Consider the following 24,423-nt stretch of genomic DNA (forward strand, 5'->3'; position numbering starts at 1 on the left):
TAACACCATACTATATTTGTCTAGGGAATAAATCCTAAACCTCTGAATATCTTAACAAAAAGAATAAATTAATCTGCTTTAGGAAAAGTTAGCTTACTTACTTAGCTTTTGTAATAATTTTTGCGCTTGTGCTTTTTGCTCGTCGTTACCAAATTTTATGACTTCTTCTAAGGATTGCCCAGCCGATTCAAAATCTTCCATAGCAATATAAGTTTCTGCTAGAGAAAGTAAAGTGTTTAAAGCTGTTTGACTTTTAACTAATTGAGATTCAGATGGCGAATTATCGGTATTGACACTTTCAGTAGAATTAACCGCATGTTTTTCTTGGTCTATTGTTTCTATTTGCTCGGTATTGGAAGTTTGCTCACCAGAATCAGATAAGTTTTCATTAGTTGAGTTTAAAGAGGTATCGGTTGCCAGTGGTATTGAAGTTTCAGCCTTTACAGAGGATGCATCAGGATTATGGTTTATATGCTTTAATAAGGCTTCGACCTGATCATCAATCACAAAATCTAAAGATTGCTCATCACGTATATTTTGTTTTGACTTAGGTTTAATGAGTTTATCTAAGCCCGGCTCAAAATCAACAGCAGAATCTTCTTCCTTATTTTGCTTAAACTGCTTAAGGGAATCTTTAGGTTGTTTAATATCGTCAAGGGGTTTATCAAAAGGTATTAGGTTATCAGGATTGAGTTCAGATTCTAGTTCATCTGATAGAGAATCATTTTCCTCTGAATTTTTGTTTTCTACGCTAGGGGCAACATTTTCTACTACATTCGTATCAGAAGACTTAGCTGCCATCATACTATTATTTACTTCCTCAATACCTATTGTCTTTGTAGAGTCTGCTTTCGCTGTTTCATCTTCTAAATTAGGCGGTTGCTTTGCAGTTGTCTCATCGTTCATAGGTTGATATTTATCACTTTCAACCCTATCAGGCCTATTTACTGAATTAGTAGATGAATTTGCTGACTTATCATTTGGCTGCTCTGTTTTTGCAGTTAGATCATTTTGATTTATGTCAAAAGTTTCATCCTTTGTATTTCCTATATGCTCTTCTTCAGTTTTAATTCTTGTTGTTTGTGCCACCTCTTTGTCATTAGTAGGCGCAGCAGATTCTATTTGCATTGCTTGTATTGTCATAGGCTCAACAACTGCTGGATTCTTAGTAGATTCTGTAGATTTATCTAATTTTGTACTTTCGGCATTGGCGTCAGTCTTGTCGCCTTCTGGCATAGCTGTTGGATTATTAACTGTAGGAGGTATAATAACCGTTTCAGAGCTTTCATTTAGCTCGTCATCCTCTTCTCGCTGTTTGAGCCAAAACCAATAAAGCAACCCATAAAGAATTACAATCGAACTCCCACCAATAATCAACCAATAAAGCCAAGAAGGACTATCAGAAGAATTTAAAGAACTAGTTTGAGCACGCAAGGCTTGGCGTTCTTGCACAATAATCCTTAACTGTTCTTGTAAAACAGCCATTTCCTTTTGCTGCTTACTCACTTGCTGCTGTAGACGATTATTAGCTGCTTTTAGTTTCTCTAATTGATCTTTTATTAATGAATTTTCTGTGCGTACAGTATCAATAGCAGCCAAGGTAACACCAAGGCCTGCACTGATAGTTACATCACTGGTTTGTGAATCTAAATTTTTAGATTGTTCTTGTGTTATAGAAGGGATGGTATTAGATGCAGTAAAGAATACCTCAGGTGCTGGTAAAGAGGTTGCAGCACTGTTTAGTCCTGGTGTTTCTAAGTTAAACTTTGGGATTGGTGCAATCTTAGATTCATAATAAGTTGTATCTAATTCACTCAATTTAGACGTTTTAGCAGTCTTATTGATATAAGGAGGAAAGATAATATGCTTAATTTCTTGTTTATTCTGCCAAGCTAAATCATGGGCGGCCACTTCCTCTATCGCTAACCGTATAGGTATCTGGGCTATTTGCTCACTAGAAGGAATTTTAAGTTGCTCGCCCACTTTTAAGCCATTTAAATTCCCTTGTGTAAATGCATCTAAATTTGCTCCAACAATAGCAAGAACCACTTGAGGCAAGGTTGTATCCGCAGTTTTATATCTTTGAGCTATCTGCCAGATACTCTCATTAGCTAACGTTGGCCCATAGGTTGCTTCCTGAGTTACGGCGCTAACCTTACCACTCATATGCTGATAGACTGGTTGATTAATAACCCCCGGTTCGCCAATACTTGTTTTATTAACATTAGCTTTTTTGATAACAGTGATTGAATTGGGCTTTTTAATCTGATAACCCGGCGGATCTAATAATATGGTATATGCTCGATAAATTTGTCCTGCAGGCCAAGCTAAATCTACTACAATTTGGAGATAAGGGTCTGAAATTCGTTCAGTAGAGGTAATAGCAATAACGGGTTGACCATTCTGGTCTCTTTTTACAGTAAACCTTAGAAATGATAATATTTCATTTGACGTTAAGCCAATACGTGAATATTCCTCGACCGATGCTAAATTTACTCTTATGGTATCTAGAGAAACCCCTTCAGTATCTGTAAGTGGAATCTCAGCATTAAAGGGTTGATTAAGAAACGAATGTACCCTTATCTCACCCATTCCCATACCAAAAACTGATATAGGCAGCGATAAAGATAAAATCGCAGCCCAAAGACAATTTACTTTCAAGCAGCGCTCCCTGCGAGGACTAATCCATTTAAATATAGGAAAATAACATCTATATTCCTGTTATTCAACAAGTTCACTAGAAATCTCTTACAAATTAAGTAACTTATAAATTGCATCAATGCGCTTAGTGCTCCATAATTCTTATACTTTAATTAGATAGATTAATATGAAAGCGATTCTTTTAAATGGTAGGCAACTTGCATCGAAATTAAGAACGGCTGTAGCACAAGAAATATCAGCAAGAAAGAGAGCTAGTATTACCCCACCTGCTCTAGCAGTCATTTTAGTTGGTGATGATCCGGCATCTGAAATTTATGTAACCAATAAAAGGCGAGCTTGTGAAGAAGCAGGTATTACTTCGGTTGCTTTCAATCTTCCAGAAAATACCAAAGAAGAAAAATTAATTGATTTAATCCAAGAATTAAATCTTAATACAAATATTGATGGAATCTTAGTCCAATTTCCTTTACCACCCACTATAGATAGTGATCGCATTATTGAGTGTGTTGCACCCTCTAAGGATGTTGACGGTTTTCATCCATATAATGTAGGCCGTTTAGCGCAACGTATCCCTCTTCTTAGACCCTGTACGCCCTTTGGTATTATTCAACTACTTGACTTCTATGATATTCCTCTACGTGGGAAAAACGCTGTTGTTGTGGGCTCATCCAATATTGTTGGGCGCCCTATGGCTTTAGAGTTTTTGCTTGCTGGCGCTACCGTAACTGTTTGTCATCGCTTTACCGAAGATTTAGAGCCCCATATTAGACTGGCCGATATCATTGTTGTAGCTACCGGCGTATGTGATTTAATTCAACCTAGTTGGCTAAATAAATCGCAAGTTCTAGTCGATGTAGGCATACACCGATTAGACAATGGCAAGTTAAGAGGCGATATTAACTTTGATGCTGCAAGTCTTCAGGCAGGCTGGATAACGCCTGTGCCTGGAGGCGTTGGACCAATGACTATAGCAACTTTGCTCCAAAATACATTACAAGCTAGTAAGCGACAGAGGAAAGAACTATCTTTCTAATTCATCCCAATCAAATTCACCATCCAATTCATCAATATGTTCTCGTAAGCGTTTACGTTCTAGCTTGTCTTCTAGCATCTTGCGTATACGCTTCTTGTGAGCTAAGTCCACTTCCTCTTCTATAGGAAATTCAGAATAAGAATGGGCATCATCATCGAATTCACGATCATATTCTCTTGGTAAGTTCATCTTTGTTTCCACATAGTTTGAATCAATATAGTTTGAATCAATTAAGTTTTGTTTAATTTATTATCAATTTGTTCTTATATTTTCAATATAGATTATTTTGAAAAAAAATGTTAAAATATTTTTTGATTAACTTGCGTGGATTTAAAGCATATAAAGCCGTATACTGCAGAAATTTCGCTAAATCAAAATGTTATGCTCAGCTATCAACATGGTTATCATGCCGGAAATTTTGCAGACGTAGTGAAACATGTCACCTTATGTCGCATCTTAAATTATTTAACCCAGAAAGATAAGCCTCTCTTTTATTTAGAAACCCACGCTGGCTCTGGTTTATATGATTTACAAGATAATAAAGCAAAGAAAACGGGTGAAATCAATACAGGGATAGTTCCTCTCTGGGAGGCACGAAAGGCATTACCATCTCTATTTGAACCTTATACCCGAGTCATTGAATTACTAAACCCTGATAAACAACTGCGTTATTATCCTGGATCGCCCTCTCTAGCCCTGGCAAACTTACGTATGCAAGACCGAGCGACATGTTTGGAACTACACCCTCAAGAATTTAATCAGCTAAAAATGATACCTCGCTTTAATAAGCGTGTTTTCTTCGGCCACCAGAATGGGATTACAGCATTAGAATCGCTCCTCCCACCACTTGAGCGTCGTGGGCTCATTTTTATCGATCCTTCTTATGAAATTAAAACAGAGTATAAAGAGATTGCTAATGCAATAAACAAAGCCTTCCATCGTTTCGCAACGGGCGTTTACTGTATATGGTACCCTATTCTTAATCGACGTTTGCATACACAATTAATTGAAAAAATTAATGCCAATAGCCCTAAATCTAACTTACGTATTGAATTTTCGTTAAACTTACCAGATAAAACAGCAATGAATGGCTGTGGCTTATTTATTATAAATCCCCCATTTAGTCTTGCAGAAGAAATGAGAATAATTTTGGATTATTTGACTAAAATTTTTAATCCTAATAAATCATTTTATTTAATTGAATAACATGCTATTTATAATCTAATTTGACTTGCAACTTTTGAAGGAATTTTGTGTTAGTTACACCACTTTTAGCTTTTAAGGATAACTATATTTGGCTTTTGATTGACACCATGGGTAATGTAATCTGTGTTGATCCAGGTGAAGCTAAACCAGTTATGGACTATTTAAAAAGAACGGGATTCTCGCTTAAGGCCATTTTAATTACCCATCATCACATGGATCATATTGGAGGTGTAGACGAGCTTTGTCGAGCCAATCCTAAGACAATTGTCTATGGTCCGCCTGACACAAGAATTCCTTTAGTTCAACATACTTTACTAAATAATGATATAGTTGAACTCAATCCTTGGTACTTTCAAGTGTTAAATATTCCCGGTCATACCTCCAGTCATATTTGTTATTTTGAGACCAATAAGCAACTCCTATTTTGTGGCGATACCTTATTTTCAGCAGGTTGCGGCCGAGTTTTTGATGGAACTTATGAGCAGCTACTTAGTTCTTTAACCTTGCTTAAAGAATTACCGGAGGCGACAAAAGTTTACTGTGGGCATGAATACACGCGACAAAATTTACGGTTTGCCGCGACAGTAGAGCCTAATAATTTAGTTATTCAAAAATATCAACGAGAACTAAACCATTCTGGAGCTTGCTCCTTACCTTCTTCCATTGCATTAGAAAAGCAGATTAATCCTTTCTTACGAATAAATGAACCACAAGTAAGAAACTATGCCAAAATGCATGGTTGTGACTCAGATGAGCCTTTAGCAATATTTAAACAAATAAGATTTAACAAAGACAACTTTAATTAAATTAAGGCATAATTTTGAAAATTTGATCAGACTATAGCTAAAAAAAGGGTTTCTCGGCTAGATTATATCGAGTACACTGTTAAACCATTTGGCTTAGAGACAGGCTTTAATATTGAAGGCTAAGAGAACAATTCGAATAAAGTTATTTTTACTGTTACAATTCTGCTTTCTTTTAAATCCAGTTCAAAGTGCTTCAATCCCAACCGTTTGGGATGTTTTACGTGATCATTTTTCCATGAATCACGAGGTTTCGCAACCTGAAGTACAAGCACAAATACGCTGGTTAGTTTCTCACCCAGGCTATATTCAAAAACTCGCCCGTGCTGAGCCTTACATTTATCACATAGTTACAGAAATAAAAAAGAAAAAATTACCTGGTGAGCTTGCACTGATACCTATGCTTGAAAGTGCTTACGATCCATTTGCTTATTCTGGAGCGGGTGCTGCAGGTTTATGGCAATTGATGCCAGGAACAGGCAGTGAATTGGGTTTAAAACGGGATTGGTGGTTTGATGGTCGGCGTAGTATTGGTTTATCAACCAATGCCGCATTAAACTATCTAGCTTATTTAAACCGCTTTTTTCATGGTGATTGGACTTTAGCTATTGCAGCTTATGACTCTGGTGAAGGAACTGTCTTGCGTGCTATAAAACATAGCAGACAAAAGTATCGTGCTCGCTTCTGGTCCTTACCTCTCCCAAGTGAAACGAAATTTTATGTTCCACGCTTTCTGGCTTTAGCTGAAATTGTTAAATATCCCCAACGTTATCACGTTTCACTGCCTTATATTCCTTATGTACCTTACTTTGAAGAGGTCAATATTGGCAGTCAAATAGACTTAAATCATGCAGCAAAACTAGCAGGAATTACCTATAAAGATTTACTTAAGTTAAATCCAGGCTTTAATCGTTGGGCAACAGCACCTTATAAACCTTTTAAGCTATTAATTCCAGCTAATAAGGTAGCCGATTTTAATCGCAATCTTGCTAATCTTCCACAAGATAAACGGGTAAGCTGGACTCGTCACCAAGTACAAGCAGGTGATAACATAAATTCCATTGCAAAGCGATACTTTACTACAGCAAAATTAATACGTGAGCTTAATCAACTAAAAATGGATAAAGTAAAAAAAGGTCAGTATATACTTATACCCAGTACTCGCAATGCCCCTATGGCAGAACCTAAACCTTCTATGACAGTTATTGCTGATAGGCTCCCAACTACGCGAAATTATAAAGTAATTCATATTGTTCAACCGGGTGAGACGTGGCAAACCTTAGAAAAGAAATATGGTGTCAACACGCGAGATATAAAAACTTGGAATAAGCTCGCAACAAGACAAAACCTAATTAAAGGTGAACAATTAATTATTTGGCGCAAAACGACCACTCCTGGCATCTACACGGTTCTTGCAGGTGATAATTTAAGCAAGATTGCTAAACGACATCATACTAAAATAGCAGTATTAGAAAAGTTAAATCCTAATATCAATAAAAAAAGATTAAAACCTGGCCAGAAAATATTTATCGGATAAAGCTTACAATTAATTAAAGTTAGAAGCTCACTTGTTAGGCCATCTTAGCTAAGGTTTCGAGAGGTAGAGTTTACAGAGAGTAAATGAGCAGCACCGCAGAAACGTTTGCAACGCAGAAACGTTTGCAACGCAGAAATAAAGGAAAAGATGCAGGTTAGGCAAGAGCTCCAATGTAATTTCACCATAAAAGCCTTCACTTCTTTCTTGCCAAGCTAATAAGTTTTTATGCACAAGTTTAAAAAATAAACTAAAATTTTATTAATTGTTTAATTATTAATACAAAAATCTAAACTTGCACTTGCAAGTTATATATAAATCATGTGTTATAATTAGTTAATTAATTAACTAAGTTGAATATTATGAAATTATTGTTTGACTTTTTTCCGGTATTTCTTTTTTTTATAGGCTATAAGCTCTTCGGCATTTATGTTGCTACAGGTATTGCTATGGTTGCCTCCCTATTCCAAGTTATCTTTTTTAGGTTAAGGCACCAACGCTATGAGAAAATGCATTTGTTTAGCTTAGCTATTATTCTAGTATTAGGCGGAGCAACGTTATTTTTCCATAATCCATGGTTTATCAAATGGAAACCAACGGGTATTTATTGGCTAACTGCGCTTGTTTTCCTTCTCTCGCCTGTCTTTGCTAGCAAACCTTTAATTCAAAAAATTATGGATAGCAATATTAGTTTACCTACCAAAATATGGTATAGGCTAAACTACGCTTGGTCATTCTTTTTTATACTTATGGGTGCTGCTAACCTGTATGTCGCCTATCATTATGATACGGATGTATGGGTAAATTTTAAATTATTTGGCGGTGCTGGCTTAACTTTAATATTTGTTTTCCTGCAAGCATTATATTTAACGCGGCATGTATTAGATAAAGATAAAGAGTCACAGAAATCTGACTCTTCTCATAGTTTGTTATAATCAGGGGAGCAACGATGAGATTGCTACTAGTTGAAGATGATGAGTTACTTGGCGACGCTGTTAAAACCGGTTTAACCCAATTTGGCTACGTTGTCGACTGGCTCAAAGATGGTGAAGCGGCAAGAGCCGCTGTAAAATCTGAATCATTTGAATTAATTATTCTTGATTTAGGTTTACCCAAGCTATCTGGTTTAGGCTTCTTACAATCTATTCGCAATGAAGGCTATACAACACCTGTCATCATTCTGACTGCCAGAGAATCTATTGAAGATCGCGTTAGAGGCTTAGACAGCGGCGCTGATGATTATATTATTAAACCTTTTGATTTAAATGAATTAAGTGCACGCGTTAGAGCGTTAGCTAGACGATCTCAGGGTCGAGCTGATTCTATTTTACAATATCGCAATATTACCCTCGATCCAGCTGCGCATTCTGTTTACGTTGACGATGTAATGGTTAACGTTCCTCGTCGAGAATTTGCTCTCTTACAAAAACTCCTTGAAAATAGTGGCCAAGTCTTATCGCGCGAGCAATTGATGCAAAGTATTTATGGTTGGGATGAAGATGTTGATAGTAATGCCCTTGAAGTCCATATCCATAATTTACGTAAAAAACTTAATGCCAATTTTATTCGTACCATTCGTGGCGTTGGCTATATGGTAGAAAAAAATGAGAGCCATCACACCTGATGAAATCATCAATACGTAAATTTTTATTAATTAATTTATTGTTAGCTATTACGATTACCACAACATTAACAGCGATAGGTAATTACTATCTAGATCAAAAAGATATTCAGGAACACTTAGATACCTTAATGGCTATTTCAGCACTGTCTTATCAAGCGTTATTAGGCGATGATGTACATCAGCGGCCGCTTACTAAAATTCAAGACAATTTGGAAGTTATCCCACAAAAAATTGAAAATTTTTATCAACGCCGGTTTTTAAATGACTTACCGCCTAAAAACTACTTAGACAAATTTAACTTTCAAGTTTGGACAAATGGCGGCAAACTGTTATTGCATTCTTCAGCAGCACCTAGAATTCCCCTAACTGCCGAAGTGGATGGCTTTAGTGATAAAATCATAGCGAATCAGAAATGGCGTGTCTTTACAACTTATAATGCTCAAGCAGGTATTCGTACTGTCATTGCAGAGCGCTATGACACACGCAATGAGTTAGGTCATCGCATTGCCCAAGATGATCTCTATATTATGCTACTTACTTTTCCTCTTTCTGGCTTATTAATTTGGATTATCATTGGTCGGGGTCTAGATAGCCTAGATCGTGTTGCCCAGGAAGTGGCTAACCGAGCACCCACCCATTTAGAACCAGTTGATTTACAAGAGGTGCCGGAAGAAATCAAACCTGTCATAGATGAATTAAATAAGCTATTTTTTCGGCTACAAGAAGGTTTTGAAAGGGAAAAACGTTTTGCAGCTGATGCGGCGCATGAACTACGCACGCCACTTGCAGCACTTAAAACGCAGGCTCAGGTTGCTTTAAATACCAATAATATTGGAGAAAAGAACCAAGCTTTACAAAAACTAATCGCGAGTGTTAATCGTAGTACTCATATTGTTCAGCAGCTACTAACGATGAGTAAATTAGTTCCTGAAGCAGCGAGCATCAATGACATTGACGAGGTTAATCTTGTCAAAATAACACGTGAAATTTTAGCCATGCTAGCACCTAGCGCAGTAGAAAAACAAATTGAGCTAGAATTTGAGCATGACGAATATCTGCCCAAGTTCGAAGGTAATCCAACAGCACTAAGTATTTTAATACGGAACCTCGTAGATAATGCCATTCGCTATTGTAAGGAAGCTGGTAAAGTGCTAGTAAAAGTTTACCAGCAAGATCATCAAGAACTAGTTTTGGAAGTTCAAGATAATGGTCCAGGCATTCCTAGTGAATTACAAAATCGAGTATTTGAACGCTTCTTTAGAGTACTTGGCAATAAAACAACTGGTAGTGGCTTAGGTTTAGCTATCGTTAGGCAAATCTGTGACTTACATGGCGCTCGCGTTAAGCTAGATTCGCCTAAAGAGGGTACAGGTCTTATAGTGCGTGTTTATTTTCCTATTAACTTAACTAATAAAAGTGAGGATGCAGATCATTAATGTTATTTAAGGGAAGGTAATACCCAAAATTAAGAATTACGCTTTACTAAGTGCTTGAGAACCAATCCTATACCAATGCGCTAAAATTAGTTTTCTCTATACGCTATGGACAGCTAATTGCCGCAGGGCTTCTCTAATCAATTGCTCACAAGTTTTTTTACCATCATCTAATTTTCTAACTATTCTTGTTGCTTCCTGCAGCTTATAACCTAGGGCTTCTAAAGCACAAATTGCTTCGTGTTGCTCATGCTGATTACCAATCATAGTTTGATCGGGCACTGAAAGTGATTCATTTTGAGCTAATTGATTAACGATATCTTTCATTTCAATGATAAGGCGCTCTGCTGTTTTTTTACCTATACCAGGCAACTTAGTTAAAAAATTAGTATTATTTTGACTAATTGATTGAATAAGTTCTAAAGGTGTCACACTGGAAAGAATTCCTATAGCCACCCGCGGGCCTACACCATTTATTTTAATTAACGCTCTAAATACTGATCGTTCTAACTTATCTAAAAAACCATATAATAAAAAAGCATCTTCACGAACAACTGTGTGGATATGCAAGCTTACGGTATCACTGCCACTGTCAAGCTTAAAAAAGGTTTGCAATGATGTTTCTACATCATATCCTACCCCTTGAACATTAATTACCAGCTTTCCTGGTTTTTGTTTATCAATAATCTTACCTTGCAACCAACCAATCATCGTCTTTTCCTTAAGCCTAATTGCTTCTTAATATTATTCCTCATATGGCTGTGGCAAATTGCAATAGCTAATGCATCAGCCGCATCTTTCTGTGGTGGACGGTTTAACATAAGTAAGCGTACAACCATATGATTAACTTGATCTTTCTCGGCAGCACCATAGCCAACAATAGATTGCTTTACTTCCCGAGCTGAGTACTCACTGACTTCAATACGGTGAGATGCAGCTGCAACTAGAGCTGCACCGCGAGCATGCCCTAATTTTAAAGCAGCACTAGGATTTTGATGCATAAAAACTTCTTCAATAGCGACCTCATTAGGGCTAAAATCATCCATAATTTGGCAAATACCATCAAATATTTGTAAAAGTCGGGTACTTAAATCACCTGCGGATGTTCGAATACAGCCACTATCAAGATAGTATATATTGCGTTTCTCTTCCTTAATAACACCATACCCTGTTACACGTGAACCTGGATCGATACCTAATATAACACTCATCAATGGGCCGATTCGAATAATGACTCTGGAAGCTCAGCATTACTATGAACTTCTTGCACGTCATCTAAGTCTTCAAGCATATCAATTAATTTAATTAATGATTCTGCTGTTTCTTGATCAACCTTAACTGTTGTTTGAGCACGCATCGTTATATGAGACTGCTCAATCTCAAAGCCTGAATTTTGTAATGCTTGTAGGACATTATGGTAATTCTCAGCAGCAGTAATAATTTCAATTTGTCCTTCTTCAGAAGTAACATCTTCAGCACCCGCTTCAATAGCAACTTCCATGACTTTATCTTCTGGCTGACCGGCGGCAAGCAGAATTTCACCTTGTTTAGTAAATAAGTAAGCGACAGAACCATCCGTACCTAAATTACCGCCATATTTAGTAAATGCATGTCGAACGTCAGACACAGTACGATTTTTATTATCAGATAAGCAATCAACTAAAATAGCCACACCGCCAGGGCCATAACCTTCATAACGCATTTGCACCATATTATCGCCCTCAAAGCCACCAGCGCCACGCTTAATAGCATTATCAATCGTATCGCGCTTCATATTTGCTTTTAAGGCCTTGACAATGGCATCCCGTAATCTCGGATTGCTTGTCTCATCAGCACCACCCATACGCGCTGAAACAGTGATTTCGCGAATTAACTTAGTAAAAATTTTTCCACGCTTGGCATCTTGAACGCCTTTTCTGAATTTAATATTTGCCCATTTACTATGACCTGCCATAACCTACCTCTATCTACTCAGTGATAAATCTTAAATTATATCCTGTCATGACTTTAAAAAGAATGACTTATCGGATAGTTCCTCTAGTGTTAGAGAGTAAAGAACAATTTAATTCGTTTATAATTTGAAAGACTTGTATAAAGTGCCTTAGAATGCAACTATTAGCAAATTACAGGAATAGAATAAATTGTAATTATTTATGAGGAGAAAGGTGTGTTAGCAGGATTCGGTAACTATCATCAAACGGAGGCAATTGCTGGAGCCTTACCCCAAAATCAAAACTCCCCGCAGCAATGTGCTTATGGGCTTTATGCAGAGCAACTCAGTGGTAGCGCTTTTACAAGGCCCCGCCATCTTAATTTACATAGCTGGCTTTATCGCACTGCGCCCTCCGTAACTCAAGGTGATTACAGTTATCATCATGAACCCGCATTGAAATTTATTGCTCTACAGCCCCCTAACCCATATCGCTGGTCACCACTACCTATCCCTACGATCGAAGTAGATTTTGTAGACAGCTTATTTCACATTGCAGGTAATAAACTTGTAAATACTTATCTGTATCAATGCACGCAGTCAATGTCAGATCGTTATTTTAGTAATTATGATGGTGAAATGTTATTCGTGCCTTATCAAGGTGACATTATATTATTCACTGAATTTGGCCGTTTAGAGATTGGCCCTGGCCAGATTGCAGTAATTCCCCGCGGCGTTAAATTTAAATTGGAATTAAAAGATGACTTAGCATGTGGCTATTTAGCTGAAAATTCAGCGCAACCTTTAACACTTCCTTCTTTAGGAGTTATTGGTTCTAATGGTTTAGCTAATCCACGTCATTTTCTTTATCCTGTTGCTGCATTTGAGGATATGCATCAACCAATTGTTTTAATTTGTAAGTCAAACCACCACTTATGGTTTTGTCGCAGTAATTACTCGCCTCTAAATGTAGTGGCCTGGCACGGTAATTATGCGCCTTACAGCTATGATTTATCATTATTCAATACAATTAATACAGTCAGTTTTGATCATCCTGACCCTTCTATTTTTACTGTATTAACCTCTGAAAGTAGCAATAGCGGCATTGCTAATTTAGATTTTGTAATTTTTCCTCCGCGGTGGACGGTTGCTGAACATACCTTTAGGCCCCCCTACTTTCATCGTAATATAATGAGTGAATTAATGGGTCTAATTAAAGGCGAGTATGATGCCAAAAAAGAAGGTTTTCTACCCGGCGGAATAAGTATTCATAATTGTATGACAGCCCATGGGCCAGATAGCCAAACGTATAAAAGCATGATTAATGAGGAGCAAAAACCTACTCGCTATGAAAATACCCTAGCATTTATGTTTGAAACATCTTTACCTTGGCTAATCAGTGAAAAAGCATACATGCATTCGGCCAGGCAGCAAGATTATTCAGCTTGTTGGCGGGACCTAGATATTGTTAAGCCATAATCTTTTTTCTCTTAAGCTTGATGTTAAGGAATCGACATTAAAAAGATAACGAGTAATAAAAGAAACGCATAGATCTTTCCATATAACCAGTCAGGAACTATTCCACTAAAGAAAATACCAATTTTAGAACCTAACATACTCCCTAAAAATAAACCAAAAAGTGCTGGCCAATAAATATAGCCAGTACTGTATGGTGGGAGGTTTGGTAAATTATAGCCTGCAACAGCCAACACAAGGCTACCTATTAAGCTACTTGGCACGGCTAAGCCATTAGCCACTGCAGACGCTTTCTGCATTGAATAATTATAATATCTAAAAAAAGGCACAATTATGACACTTCCACCAATCCCTAACATAGAGGCAATCACGCCGGTTATTAAGCTAATTATGTAAAGAATTGTTTTATTTGGCTCTTGCTCTTGGGAAACAATACTATTTTTTTTATAAAAAAACTCCTTTTTAAAAGTATTTATAAAGACTAAAACCAGTAAAATAATAAACAGTCCCCTTAAGGCAAAAGAGCTTATAAAACTTGCTATTAAGGCACCTGCCATAGCCCCTAACGCGACAGGAGGTAGCATAAGTTTTAACAAAGCAGCATTTAAAGTTTGATTTAGGTAATGAAGCCAGCTGGCGTAAAGCATGTTAATTAATATGAAAGCTAAAGAAGTTCCCACTGCAATATGCATTACAATTTCAACAGGAACATGGTGAAAAGATAAAATCCAGAATAGCAAAGGTACAACTAACACGCCTCCGCCGAAACCAAACATAGTAGCGAGTATGCCTGTTAAAACTCCGACAATAAGATAAATCATAGTAATTAATAACATAATCCTTAGCGTTTAAAGTAATCCATTTAATTTCTATTTATTCTAGTAGGCTATTGATCTTAAGGAAAAAAATTATTTTATCTCAGGCAAGGCTAACCGCTTGATTCGGAATAAATATTATACTTATCTAGATAAATACCCTATAAACCAATGCTGTTCTAATAACACAAAGGTAATTTTTATTTTATGTTGAGCTTTATTGTTCAATACGCTATTAACAATCTTTATTTATTATTTAACTCTTTTTAAGTAATGTGCTAAATTTAATGTTTAAATTATCTTACTTGCTATAACACAACACTATTCTATCCATATGTAACAACTGAGATTAAGTTTATAAAATAAGATTTCCTTTAAATTCTCAATGGCTAAAGTGGCCTACTTTACATCTTAAAGCGTAAAGCAGGCATAAATTAAAATAAATCTTCTTGCGTCAAACCAACTCGTTCTAATAACCCTCTTAAGGTCTTTAATGCTTCAACCTGAATTTGTCGGACTCGCTCTCTAGTTAAATCAATTTCTTTACCTACGTCTTCTAGGGTTGCTTTCTCAAAGCCACGCAAGCCAAAGCGCCTTGCAATGACTTGTTGTTGGTTTTCCGTTAATTTATCAAGCAAGGATTCAATATGTACGCGCAAATCTTCATCTGTCAGTAACTCGGCCGGATTCATACTATTTTCATCAGGAATCGTGTCTAGAAGTGATTTATTTTCATCATAACCAATAGGTGTATCAATTGAGGTGACTTTATCATTTAGACCTAAAAGTTTTTGTACATCTTCTAGAGGTCTATCCACTAAATCAGCAATCTCTTCTGGTGAAGGCTCATGATCTAGTTTTTGTGTTAGATGTCTTGCAGCGCGCAAATAAACATTTAGCTCTTTAACCACATGAATTGGCAAGCGTATTGTACGTGTTTGATTCATAATAGCGCGCTCAATCGTCTGTCTAATCCACCAAGTAGCATAGGTAGAAAAACGAAAGCCACGATTAGGATCAAATTTTTCTACAGACTTCATGAGACCAAGATTACCCTCTTCTATCAAATCTAAAAGTGGAAGGCCACGATTTAAATAGCGTCTAGCAATTTTAACGACTAAACGTAGATTTGACTCAATCATCTTTTTACGAGCTTCAACATCCCCTTTTAAAGCTAGTTTGGCATAATGGACTTCTTCCTCAGCTGAAAGGAGCGGCGAGAAACCAATTTCACTTAAATACAATTGGGTTGCATCCATTATTTTACTTGCTTGACGGCCGCGGTGAAAGGATGGAAAAGCTTCTTCATCAGAAAAGTCAGGCTCAAATTCAACAGGATCAATATCAATATCGAGACTTATGTCATCAGAGGCAAGTATGTCGTCGGCTGGCTCGTTCCATTCTTCATCTGGTAAATCAGACTCTTTAATTGAATCATTATCTGCCTGCATGATTTCACCTTTGTGTTTAATTCAGTTCTGAGAAATTGGCTTACTTTGAAACTTAACTTCTTAAAAACTTAAATAGCTGTTAAAATTATATCCGCGGCAAGAATCCAGCTGGGTTAACTGGTTGACCTGCTTTTCTAATTTCAAAGTGAACCCCCCAAAATTTCCTATCCACAATACCCATGTCGGCAATAATCTGGCCAGCTTTAACAATTTGGCCCTCTTTCACTCGATTATGCAAATTATTTCCATATGCGGTAAGGAATTGATCACTATGTTTAATTATAATCAAATTTCCATATCCTGCTAGACCATTTCCAGCATAAGCAACAATTCCTGAAGAGGCTGCATAAACCTTCTCACCCTTTTTACCAGCAATATCTATGCCTTTTTTTCCAAATTTAAGATTAAAATTATTAACAATTTTACCTTGTGCTGGCCAAAACCAATGCCCTGCTGATTTAAGAGAAACTTGTTGGTAATTTAACGGTTTGTTAACAGCATTTTTAGATTCAGACTGCCAAGGTAATGCTTTAGAACTGAAATGAGGTATCTGTAAAACTTGACCAACATGGAGTCTTGATCTTAATAAGTGGTTATATCTTAATAGTTCACGAAAATCTAAATCATAACGAAAAGCAATAGCATAAATAGTTTCTTCCGGACGAACAATATGTTTTGCAGGCCTGCCTAAGTAAGAATGCCACTTTAATTCTTCAACAGGTGCTATATAGTTTCGTTCATGACAACCAACTAAAGATAAAAGTAGAAATAAATAACAAAACTTCTGCATGATTTCCCTAAAAAGTAAATTAGGCCAGACTCTTAAATGATATATTCCAAATTTAATAACGCTCATTTATTTTTTACTTCTACTTAACATCCTTTAAATCAATTAGGCTAACTCTATTTGATCAACCCAATTAGTTAATTGCTTAAATACTTTAAGATGGGTCATATCTAAATGAAGAGGCGTTATAGATACATAATTCTGACTAACTGCATGAAAATCTGTACCAGGACCGGCATTAGCTTCTATCCCTGGGGGCCCAATCCAGTAAATAGGACGACCACGGGGATCTACATCCTTAACTATTGGCTCTGCGCCATGACGGGTACCTAGTCGGGTTACTTTAAATCCTTTAATTTTATTTAAAGGTAAATCGGGCACATTAACATTTAATATAGTTTGTATAGGTAGCATTTTAGGACGCATCTTAGAAACTAATTTTCGCGCGATAATTGCAGCAGTATCGAAATGTTTAATATTATCCCCTACCATTGAAAAAGCTAATGCAGGGAAACCTAAATATCGCCCCTCTACAGCAGCAGCGACTGTGCCCGAATAAAGCGTATCGTCACCTAAGTTGGCGCCATCATTAATTCCTGAAACAACAATGTCTGCAACATTATCTAGGAGTCCTGTTAAAGCTAAGTGTACACAATCTGTAGGCGTACCTTCTACACTATAATAACCATTATCAAGCCTTGCCACATGCAACGGCTTTGTTAAAGTTAAGGAGTTACTCGATCCACTCTGGTTCCTATCAGGGGCAACGACATCAATTTCTGCAATTTTAGCCATTTCGGTTGCTAATGCTCTAATACCAGGTGCGTATACGCCATCATCATTACTTATTAAGATTCTCATGGTCTGCTCTCAGGTGATTCTAACCACTTTACTACAGCTAGACGTGTCTTTAATTCTTGCCTTTCTTCGATTATTTTATCTTCTAAAGCAGATTTTGTTGGATTTTGCTTTAATTCATCTTGTATCTTTGCTAACTGCATTTGTAAGTCTAAGATTTTTTGGCCGAATCGCTGTGGATTCAACTGCAATTCAAAAGCAAAACGGTTCATGTCTTCGGCAATATCATTAAGCTTGTCACAACCTATAGAAGGCTGCTTATTGGGGCACTGTTTAAGCGCAGCTTGCAAAGCTCTTGGATTATTACGATAATATTCTTCATCATGAGCCATACAGCTTGTTAAAAAAAGCATCATAAGGCATCCTATTAAGCGTTTAACCATATTAACCTCGTGGTTATAAAATTAAAGATGTTAACATTAGTTACTTACTTCTGCCATGTGCGGTCCTTGATTATTTTTGTAGGCTGCTTTGATTGAATTAATTGTGCCAATTGGCTATTTTACCCAATTTATTTTAAAGATAATAATTATGTTAGATTTTGATATTTCTCGTGATGAAGAAACAGGTGAACTATATCTTGAAACTTCAATCAATGGTAAAGCACTATTAACACTACCTCAATTAAATAAAAGCACTGCTTTTACTTTTGATGAAAGACGAGAATTCGGTTTGTTAGGAAAATTACCGCATCGAGTTGAAACATTAGAGGAACAAGTCAGACGAGCTTATTTGCAGTTTTCAAGCTATAAAACAAGCTTGCAGCAAAATATATATCTCAACAATTTACATGATAAAAACCAAATTTTATTTTATAAACTGGTTAGCCGCCATCTAGCTGAAATGTTACCGACGATTTATACGCCTATCGTAGGTACAGCTGTAAAGCGCTTTAGTCATGAGTATCGCCAACCAAGAGGTTTATATATTGCCCACTCTGACAAAAATCAAATTGAAGAAATCATTGGGAATCGATCGAATCCTGAAATTGACGTCATTGTAGTCACCGATGGCGAAGGCGTCCTAGGCATAGGTGATCAAGGGATTGGTGGTATGGATATACCTGTCGCTAAACTTATGGTTTATAGCTTATGCGGCGGTATAAACCCAACCCGCACCTTACCTGTCTTTTTGGATGTTGGAACAAATAATACTGAATTACTGAGTGATCCTTTTTATCTAGGTTGTAGACATCCAAGAATTAATGCCGAACAATATGACGCATTTATTGAAACGTTTGTTAGAGTGGTTCACAAACACTTTCCTAATGCTTTTTTACATTGGGAAGACTTTGGTCGTGGTAATGCAAGGCGTATTTTAGATCGATTTCAAGATGAATTATGCACTTTTAATGATGATATTCAAGGTACAGGCGCAGTTACATTAGCTGCTTTACTTGCGGCTTGCGAAGTGACTGGGAAGAAAATACATGAACATCGTATCGTTGTTTTTGGTGCCGGTTCAGCAGGCACAGGTATTAGCGATCAAATTGTTGATGCATTCGTAAGGCTTGGTATAAATGCAGAAGAAGCTTACGATAATTTTTGGTTAATTGATCGTCAAGGTCTTTTAATGGAACATGATTTAGAACTCACTAATGCTCAAAAGCCTTATGCTCGTAAACTTAAAGATATTGCTGATTGGACGATTAATGAAAAACAATATCCATCTTTAACAGATACAATTCGGCATGTTAAACCATCTATCTTAATTGGCTGTTCAGCACAACCAGGTGCTTTTTCGCAAGATATTATTGAAATCATGGCTAATAATTGTGAGCGGCCAATTATTTTTCCTCTTTCTAATCCGGATGACAAATGCGAAGCACAGCCTGCAAATATCTTAAACTGGAGTCAGGGAAAAGCACTTATTGCAACCGGAACAGCGTTCCCAGCAGTAGAATATCAAAATCGCTTAGTAGAGATTGCACAGTGTAATAATGCATTAGTGTTTCCAGGCATTGGGCTAGGTGTCTTAGCAGTTCAAGCCAGTCGACTGTCAAAAAGGATGATTTGGGCAGCAGCGCAAGCATTAAGCGAATTTGCACCCAGCAGAAAAGACAGCTTCTTACCACTTCTCCCTTCTTTAAATGATGCGCAAACCGTTGCAAAATATATTGCTATTGCAGTAGCTAGAGAAGCTATTGAAGAAAATCTAGCCCAGCAAAATCAAGAAGCGGATTTAGAGAAAGTAGTTAATGACTTATTTTGGGAACCGCGCTATTTACCTTTTCGCAAAAGAAAAATAGAAAATTTTTTATAAAATTCAATTCATAGTTATCGACCTATGCTATAGCTATGAATTCTATATATGAGCTAGGTTTCAGCAACAAATCAATACACATTAAGCAAAAGTTATTGCGTGCTAACCGGGGTATCTTGAAATCGAACTGTTACAGTTTGTGATGTTCCTCCCTGATTTTCCCAAGGCCTTGCATAACTAAAAACAAGTGATGTAACGCTTGGCGTTACTGCACCATGTATTATTTCAAAAGTAAAAACAGTAGCACCCCTGGCACCCATTAGCTTTGAATTAGGTCGTATAAATTGATTAGAAACTAACCGCAATAATGATCTATCGTAGTTATGCAAAGTCCACTGATAACCTGTTGTCGGATTAGCAGGTAATACGACTTGAAATTGAGTATCGTGCGGCTTAAGATTTATAGTCATAGGCTTATCACTTGTAGCTGCATAAGAAGTTGCTATAACAACTAATAATATTATAGTAGCCCATATCGCTTTCATATTAATCTCCTAAGCGTTATCTACTTTAATGTAAAAGTATATAAGCTATAATCTAGCTTTTTATTTGTATATCGAACTGGCTTATCTAAATCTAGCTCTGGTATAAACACCGCATTTAATACCATACAAAGAGTCATTATCCCTTACGGGACTTATTACTTTAAGTATAATCTGAATTTAAAGACTAGCTTATTAATAGTTTTAAAAGTTATACTAGCTTGCAAAATTAAGGAAAATTTTACTTATGAAAGCAATCGGATATAAAACAGTGGGTACGCCAGACGTTTTAGAGGATTTGGATTTACCTGTACCTAAAGCAAAGGGACATGATTTATTAGTCGAGATAAAGGCCATTGCAGTTAACCCTGTCGATTGTAAAGCCAGGGCTTATCTTGTTCCGCCTAAAGAAGATCAATATCAAATTCCTGGTTGGGATGCAGTTGGTGTCGTAAAAGAAATTGGCGAACAAGTTTCTCTGTTTAAACCAGGTGATGAAGTTTGGTATGCTGGCGCTATTAATCGCCAGGGCTGTAATAGTGAATATCATCTAGTTGATGAACGAATTGTGGGCTTTAAACCTAAAACCCTTTCCTATAGTCAAGCTGCCGCCTTACCTTTAACGACGCTTACTGCTTGGGAATTATTATTTGATCGTTTAAATGTTCAAAAAACTGATCAATCGACTATTCTTATTACAGGTGCTGCAGGCGGCGTAGGCTCTATATTGATTCAGCTAGCTCGCCAGTTAAGCGCATTAACTATCATAGGTACTGCCTCCCGGCCAGAATCACAGGTATGGGTAAAAAACAATGGCGCTCATCATGTTTTAAATCATCATGAGCCCCTTAAACCGCAATTAACTCAGTTAGGTTTGGACGAAGTAGATTATGTCGTTAGCCTTACCCATACTGATGAACATGGCCTGCAATTGCTAGATTGTTTAAAACCGCAGGGTAAATTTGCTCTCATAGATGATCCACAACAGCTAGACTTTAAGGCATTTAAGTTAAAAAGCATATCAATTCATTGGGAGCTTATGTTTACGCGATCCCTTTTTATGACAGCTGATTTAATAAGACAACATGAGATCTTAAATGAAGCAAGTCAGTTAGTTGAGCAGGGCTTATTAAAGACAACTCTAAATGAAGAGTTTGGAATTATTAATGCCACTAATCTACAACGTGCTCATCATCTAATTGAAAGTGGACGCTCTGTAGGTAAGATTGTTTTAAAAGGATTTCATTAGAAAAATGCTTTTAAAATTACTTAGTTCTTAGTTAAAAACCTTGATGAAGCTATTAATTAATTTGGTGCAGAGCCATTTTTATAAATACTTCATTAAAAATTAAAAATGTTGTTAGATATAAAGTTAATAAGTTTAATTTGAACTATCGTTTAATTTGCTTAACCTATTGACTAATAAATATAAGGAAGGAGTCTTTAATGAAATATCTCTTATTTGGCTTAAGTGCTTTAGTTTCTTTTTCAGCCTCGGCTGAAATGATTAACAAAGGAGCAACTTCGCCTACTATTGCGCAGCCTACTACCTGTATTTCTGCCGAATTTACTGCTACGGGCAATGAGCATTGGAAACAAGTTAATCTTATGCTAACAAATAATTGTACTACGCCCGTTGATTTTCAAGATGCGACAATTACTTTTAAAAGTAAAACTGCCATCAATACAAATTTCTGGGGAGATTTTGCACCACTTCCTTATCCTGATGGTAATCATACTATTACATCGCAACCTCAAACAGATAATAGTTTTTTAGCTACCCTCAACCTTCATTTCCCAGACTTTCCTAATTCTTCAACGTTGTTACCAGTAGGACGCTCCATTCATATTAAATATGGCGTTCCTTCCGATGATCATATTGAAGGCAGTACGAGTGTTTATTTACAATCGACCCCTCCCCCTCCTAGCACTGGCACGATTCGCTTAAAAAATAATTCAACAAAACCTGCAAATGTCACGCAAAACTATGCTCTCGTACACATTACAATGAATGGCCAAAATGTTAAAGATGTTCAATTAGGCTGGGGGGCAACTCAAGATGTGACTGGTTTGGCTACTGGAAACTATACTATTCTGCCTGAAAATGTAGTCGATAGCGCCGGAAATACTTATCAAGCCACTGCTGTACCAAATACTATACAGCTTGCAGCAGATCAAATTGTTACTTCGACAATAACCTATTCTTTAGGCCAAAATAAAGGAAAAATTAATTTTAAAGTACAACCTTTACCTACAGAGTTAGCAGGCTATAGCGTTAATCCACGTATATTACTTACAGAAACCTCTACTGGTGGATCTGTTTCACAAACAGTTCCCTGGAATACTACTACGACTGTGTCACAGCTGAAAGCTTGTAGTACTTATAAATTTTCTACAGCAGCGATCAATTATAATAATTATAATTGTACTCCTACCTTTAATCCTCCTAGTGCTATTGCCAATACAATTACAATTACTCCAGCTGAAATTAGTTTAACTTATAAATGCGTTCAAGTTGCCCAAGCAGCTGTTACTATTAATGTGCGCAATGCACCAACAACTCTAACTTCACTAAGAGTTACGCTAACTCCAAATGATAATACTTCACCTATTACGCAAGTTATTAGTTTAAGTAATGGAACAGGCTCTAAAGTTGTTAATTTAACTCAAGGGGTTATTTATAGACTCTCAGCTGAGAATGTACCTGGCTATGCTGTTACATTTTCACCTCAACCGTTAACTGCTACAGCCGATGCAATTGAAACCATTACCTTTACTAAAATATCAGAAACAACAGGCAGGTTAATTACTTATATACCTGGCTGGAAGACACCGCCTTCAGCAGAAGCATTAGCAGCTGCTGGCTATACTCATGCAATGATTGCCTTTGGCGTATTTAGCACCACTAACCCAGGTGTTATAGTTCCTGCATTCAACACCATTACAAAAGATTATATTCAATCGTTGCATAATGCAGGTATTAAAGCCATCCTTTCTCTAGGCGGTGCTTTAACCAGTATCCCCAATACGAGTGTTGACTTTCATCAAGTCTTAAGTGCTGCTTCTTCACCGCAAACTTTCCAGCAAACCTTTATCAACTCATTAAATTGCTTAATCACTCAATATAACTTTGATGGATTTGATATTGATATTGAACATGGAATAAATGCGGGCGGTACTTTCTCTCAACCACAAGGTGATATTGCTGTACTAGCTAGTATTATTAACACTATGTATCAACAAAAACCATCCTTGTTAATCACTTTAACGCCACAAGTAGCTAACATTGCTGCAACTAGCAGTTTTGATCAAACATGGGGAAATTATGCCTCTTTAATTATGCAAACTCACAATTCCTTAGCTTGGGTTGGTATTCAATTATATAATACAGGCTGTGCATTTGGGATTGATCTAGTTTGTTATGGTCCTACGCCAACTAGTTCACCGAATTTTAGTGTCGCTATGGCTACAGATTTACTTGAAAACTGGCCTGCAACTGTTAATGGTCGTGCGACAGGTTTCCAACCCTATATTAGCCATCTTAAACCTAGTCAAGTTGTGATTGGTTATCCAGCGCCTAATGCAAGCGGTGCTAGCGATGGCTCACCTGTAACACCAACCAGTACCATTAAACGAGCTATTCAATGCTTAAAAACAGCAACCGCTGGTAGTACAAGTTGTGATACTTATATACCACCACGCGCGTATGGCATGATTGGTGGTGTTTTTAACTGGGAAGTGACCTATGATCAAAATAATAATTTTAGGTTCGCGACTGATCTTAAAAATTGTGTAATCAATGGTAACTGTTCTTAATTGTTCGTGCGCCCTTAGCGGCGCACTTCCCCCTTTTCAGATTAATTTCCTAACTCATTAAATTTCTTTGGAAACTCGCTACAGAGAGTGCAGTGCGAGGAGACACGGAGTGCAGAACCGGAATGTACACTGAGTACATGAGGATTCGAGCACCGTATTAACAAAGCAATGCGCCTCTGTAGTAGAGTTTCCGAAGAAGTCTATTTTAAAACTTGATCTTATTTACCAGACAAGCGATCATTTTCTTTTTGC

General features: G+C 36.9%; 22 protein-coding genes. 11 read left to right on the plus strand and 11 right to left on the minus strand.

The features are described 5' to 3' along the window. Window positions 1–93: 93 nt before the first annotated feature. Window positions 94–2,661: a motility hub landmark protein FimV gene (locus ACQUW5_RS01530; protein WP_444989332.1), complete on the minus strand. Its 2,568-nt coding sequence runs from the start codon at window positions 2,659–2,661 to the stop codon at window positions 94–96. 166 nt (window positions 2,662–2,827) lie between these two features. Between ACQUW5_RS01530 and folD the strand changes: the two genes are divergently transcribed. Continuing rightward, window positions 2,828–3,694: a bifunctional methylenetetrahydrofolate dehydrogenase/methenyltetrahydrofolate cyclohydrolase FolD gene (folD, locus tag ACQUW5_RS01535; protein ID WP_444989334.1), complete on the plus strand. Its 867-nt coding sequence runs from the start codon at window positions 2,828–2,830 to the stop codon at window positions 3,692–3,694. Here the strand turns inward: folD and ACQUW5_RS01540 are convergent. Then, complete coding sequence (locus tag ACQUW5_RS01540; protein WP_444989335.1) at window positions 3,683–3,883, minus strand: hypothetical protein; 201 nt, start codon at window positions 3,881–3,883, stop codon at window positions 3,683–3,685. The two genes, folD and ACQUW5_RS01540, sit on opposite strands and share 12 nt — an antisense overlap. Before the next feature lie 192 nt (window positions 3,884–4,075). Here ACQUW5_RS01540 and ACQUW5_RS01545 point away from each other — a divergent pair, with 192 nt between their 5' ends. The 6 genes from ACQUW5_RS01545 to ACQUW5_RS01570 all read left to right on the plus strand — a co-directional run bounded on the left by ACQUW5_RS01545 (window position 4,076) and on the right by ACQUW5_RS01570 (window position 10,297). Beyond that, window positions 4,076–4,900: a 23S rRNA (adenine(2030)-N(6))-methyltransferase RlmJ gene (locus ACQUW5_RS01545; RefSeq protein WP_444989607.1), complete on the plus strand. Its 825-nt coding sequence runs from the start codon at window positions 4,076–4,078 to the stop codon at window positions 4,898–4,900. A gap of 47 nt (window positions 4,901–4,947) precedes the next feature. Continuing rightward, window positions 4,948–5,706 (plus strand): hydroxyacylglutathione hydrolase, encoded by a 759-nt coding sequence (gene gloB / locus ACQUW5_RS01550; protein WP_444989337.1) that lies wholly within the window; start codon window positions 4,948–4,950, stop codon window positions 5,704–5,706. Between the two features lie 112 nt (window positions 5,707–5,818). Further along, the gene (locus ACQUW5_RS01555; RefSeq protein WP_444989339.1) at window positions 5,819–7,240 is read left to right on the plus strand and encodes a lytic transglycosylase; all 1,422 of its coding nucleotides are present in this window, start codon (window positions 5,819–5,821) and stop codon (window positions 7,238–7,240) included. Window positions 7,241–7,599: 359 nt separating this feature from the next. Next, window positions 7,600–8,172 carry a septation protein A gene (locus tag ACQUW5_RS01560; RefSeq protein WP_444989341.1) on the plus strand — a complete coding sequence of 191 codons (573 nt, stop codon included), beginning with the start codon at window positions 7,600–7,602 and terminating at the stop codon, window positions 8,170–8,172. A 14-nt stretch (window positions 8,173–8,186) separates the two neighbouring features. After that, a complete protein-coding gene (locus ACQUW5_RS01565) occupies window positions 8,187–8,861 on the plus strand; it encodes a response regulator (RefSeq protein ID WP_444989343.1) in 675 nt (224 codons plus the stop codon). Continuing rightward, the gene (locus ACQUW5_RS01570) at window positions 8,861–10,297 is read left to right on the plus strand and encodes an ATP-binding protein (RefSeq protein ID WP_444989345.1); all 1,437 of its coding nucleotides are present in this window, start codon (window positions 8,861–8,863) and stop codon (window positions 10,295–10,297) included. Before ACQUW5_RS01565 ends, ACQUW5_RS01570 begins: the two co-directional genes overlap by 1 nt. 96 nt (window positions 10,298–10,393) lie before the next feature. On the opposite strand, the gene ruvA is transcribed toward ACQUW5_RS01570, so the two are convergent. Genes ruvA through ACQUW5_RS01585 form a run of 3 tightly spaced genes read right to left on the minus strand, consistent with a single transcriptional unit; the run spans window position 10,394 to window position 12,248 of the window. After that, window positions 10,394–11,005 (minus strand): Holliday junction branch migration protein RuvA, encoded by a 612-nt coding sequence (gene ruvA, locus ACQUW5_RS01575; RefSeq protein ID WP_444989346.1) that lies wholly within the window; start codon window positions 11,003–11,005, stop codon window positions 10,394–10,396. Beyond that, entirely contained in the window at window positions 11,002–11,505 is a 504-nt protein-coding gene (gene ruvC / locus ACQUW5_RS01580; RefSeq protein ID WP_444989348.1) for a crossover junction endodeoxyribonuclease RuvC, read from the minus strand. The genes ruvA and ruvC overlap by 4 nt, the downstream gene beginning before the upstream one ends. Beyond that, window positions 11,505–12,248, minus strand: coding sequence for a YebC/PmpR family DNA-binding transcriptional regulator (locus tag ACQUW5_RS01585; RefSeq protein ID WP_444989350.1), 744 nt, complete (start codon window positions 12,246–12,248; stop codon window positions 11,505–11,507). The genes ruvC and ACQUW5_RS01585 overlap by 1 nt, the downstream gene beginning before the upstream one ends. Before the next feature lie 213 nt (window positions 12,249–12,461). Between ACQUW5_RS01585 and hmgA the strand changes: the two genes are divergently transcribed. Then, a complete protein-coding gene (gene hmgA / locus ACQUW5_RS01590; protein ID WP_444989352.1) occupies window positions 12,462–13,703 on the plus strand; it encodes a homogentisate 1,2-dioxygenase in 1,242 nt (413 codons plus the stop codon). A gap of 23 nt (window positions 13,704–13,726) precedes the next feature. Here the strand turns inward: hmgA and ACQUW5_RS01595 are convergent, their stop codons facing one another. The 5 genes from ACQUW5_RS01595 to ACQUW5_RS01615 all read right to left on the minus strand — a co-directional run bounded on the left by ACQUW5_RS01595 (window position 13,727) and on the right by ACQUW5_RS01615 (window position 17,967). Further along, window positions 13,727–14,536 carry a sulfite exporter TauE/SafE family protein gene (locus ACQUW5_RS01595; protein ID WP_444989353.1) on the minus strand — a complete coding sequence of 270 codons (810 nt, stop codon included), beginning with the start codon at window positions 14,534–14,536 and terminating at the stop codon, window positions 13,727–13,729. 413 nt (window positions 14,537–14,949) lie between these two features. Then, on the minus strand, window positions 14,950–15,966 hold the full coding sequence (gene rpoS / locus ACQUW5_RS01600) for an RNA polymerase sigma factor RpoS (RefSeq protein WP_444989355.1): 1,017 nt from the start codon (window positions 15,964–15,966) through the stop codon (window positions 14,950–14,952). 85 nt (window positions 15,967–16,051) lie between these two features. Further along, the gene (locus tag ACQUW5_RS01605) at window positions 16,052–16,756 is read right to left on the minus strand and encodes a peptidoglycan DD-metalloendopeptidase family protein (protein ID WP_444989357.1); all 705 of its coding nucleotides are present in this window, start codon (window positions 16,754–16,756) and stop codon (window positions 16,052–16,054) included. A 102-nt stretch (window positions 16,757–16,858) separates the two neighbouring features. Then, window positions 16,859–17,614 (minus strand): 5'/3'-nucleotidase SurE, encoded by a 756-nt coding sequence (gene surE, locus ACQUW5_RS01610; protein ID WP_444989358.1) that lies wholly within the window; start codon window positions 17,612–17,614, stop codon window positions 16,859–16,861. Then, window positions 17,611–17,967 carry a hypothetical protein gene (locus ACQUW5_RS01615; RefSeq protein ID WP_444989360.1) on the minus strand — a complete coding sequence of 119 codons (357 nt, stop codon included), beginning with the start codon at window positions 17,965–17,967 and terminating at the stop codon, window positions 17,611–17,613. The genes surE and ACQUW5_RS01615 overlap by 4 nt, the downstream gene beginning before the upstream one ends. A 175-nt stretch (window positions 17,968–18,142) precedes the next feature. Here ACQUW5_RS01615 and ACQUW5_RS01620 point away from each other — a divergent pair, with 175 nt between their 5' ends. Further along, entirely contained in the window at window positions 18,143–19,873 is a 1,731-nt protein-coding gene (locus tag ACQUW5_RS01620) for an NAD-dependent malic enzyme (protein WP_444989362.1), read from the plus strand. 92 nt (window positions 19,874–19,965) lie between these two features. Here the strand turns inward: ACQUW5_RS01620 and ACQUW5_RS01625 are convergent, their stop codons facing one another. Further along, window positions 19,966–20,358 carry a protease inhibitor I42 family protein gene (locus ACQUW5_RS01625; RefSeq protein ID WP_444989364.1) on the minus strand — a complete coding sequence of 131 codons (393 nt, stop codon included), beginning with the start codon at window positions 20,356–20,358 and terminating at the stop codon, window positions 19,966–19,968. 244 nt (window positions 20,359–20,602) lie between these two features. Here ACQUW5_RS01625 and ACQUW5_RS01630 point away from each other — a divergent pair, with 244 nt between their 5' ends. Then, window positions 20,603–21,604, plus strand: a complete 1,002-nt coding sequence (locus tag ACQUW5_RS01630; protein WP_444989366.1) for a zinc-binding alcohol dehydrogenase family protein — start codon at window positions 20,603–20,605, stop codon at window positions 21,602–21,604. 197 nt (window positions 21,605–21,801) lie between these two features. Next, a complete protein-coding gene (locus ACQUW5_RS01635; RefSeq protein WP_444989368.1) occupies window positions 21,802–24,171 on the plus strand; it encodes a glycosyl hydrolase family 18 protein in 2,370 nt (789 codons plus the stop codon). Window positions 24,172–24,423: the final 252 nt, after the last annotated feature.

The sequence above is a fragment of the Legionella pelazae genome (assembly GCF_052527395.1).

Excerpts from the sequence above, each read along its gene's own strand:
- folD (WP_444989334.1), top strand. The coding sequence starts at position 2,828 with ATGAAAGCGATTCTTTTAAATGGTAGGCAACTTGCATCGAAATTAAGA.
- ACQUW5_RS01540 (WP_444989335.1), bottom strand. The coding sequence starts at position 3,883 with ATGAACTTACCAAGAGAATATGATCGTGAATTCGATGATGATGCCCAT.
- ACQUW5_RS01545 (WP_444989607.1), top strand. The coding sequence starts at position 4,076 with ATGCTCAGCTATCAACATGGTTATCATGCCGGAAATTTTGCAGACGTA.
- ACQUW5_RS01560 (WP_444989341.1), top strand. The coding sequence starts at position 7,600 with ATGAAATTATTGTTTGACTTTTTTCCGGTATTTCTTTTTTTTATAGGC.
- ACQUW5_RS01565 (WP_444989343.1), top strand. The coding sequence starts at position 8,187 with ATGAGATTGCTACTAGTTGAAGATGATGAGTTACTTGGCGACGCTGTT.
- ACQUW5_RS01570 (WP_444989345.1), top strand. The coding sequence starts at position 8,861 with ATGAAATCATCAATACGTAAATTTTTATTAATTAATTTATTGTTAGCT.
- ruvA (WP_444989346.1), bottom strand. The coding sequence starts at position 11,005 with ATGATTGGTTGGTTGCAAGGTAAGATTATTGATAAACAAAAACCAGGA.
- ruvC (WP_444989348.1), bottom strand. The coding sequence starts at position 11,505 with ATGAGTGTTATATTAGGTATCGATCCAGGTTCACGTGTAACAGGGTAT.
- ACQUW5_RS01585 (WP_444989350.1), bottom strand. The coding sequence starts at position 12,248 with ATGGCAGGTCATAGTAAATGGGCAAATATTAAATTCAGAAAAGGCGTT.
- ACQUW5_RS01595 (WP_444989353.1), bottom strand. The coding sequence starts at position 14,536 with ATGTTATTAATTACTATGATTTATCTTATTGTCGGAGTTTTAACAGGC.
- rpoS (WP_444989355.1), bottom strand. The coding sequence starts at position 15,966 with ATGCAGGCAGATAATGATTCAATTAAAGAGTCTGATTTACCAGATGAA.
- ACQUW5_RS01605 (WP_444989357.1), bottom strand. The coding sequence starts at position 16,756 with ATGCAGAAGTTTTGTTATTTATTTCTACTTTTATCTTTAGTTGGTTGT.
- surE (WP_444989358.1), bottom strand. The coding sequence starts at position 17,614 with ATGAGAATCTTAATAAGTAATGATGATGGCGTATACGCACCTGGTATT.
- ACQUW5_RS01615 (WP_444989360.1), bottom strand. The coding sequence starts at position 17,967 with ATGATGCTTTTTTTAACAAGCTGTATGGCTCATGATGAAGAATATTAT.
- ACQUW5_RS01620 (WP_444989362.1), top strand. The coding sequence starts at position 18,143 with ATGTTAGATTTTGATATTTCTCGTGATGAAGAAACAGGTGAACTATAT.
- ACQUW5_RS01625 (WP_444989364.1), bottom strand. The coding sequence starts at position 20,358 with ATGAAAGCGATATGGGCTACTATAATATTATTAGTTGTTATAGCAACT.
- ACQUW5_RS01630 (WP_444989366.1), top strand. The coding sequence starts at position 20,603 with ATGAAAGCAATCGGATATAAAACAGTGGGTACGCCAGACGTTTTAGAG.
- ACQUW5_RS01635 (WP_444989368.1), top strand. The coding sequence starts at position 21,802 with ATGAAATATCTCTTATTTGGCTTAAGTGCTTTAGTTTCTTTTTCAGCC.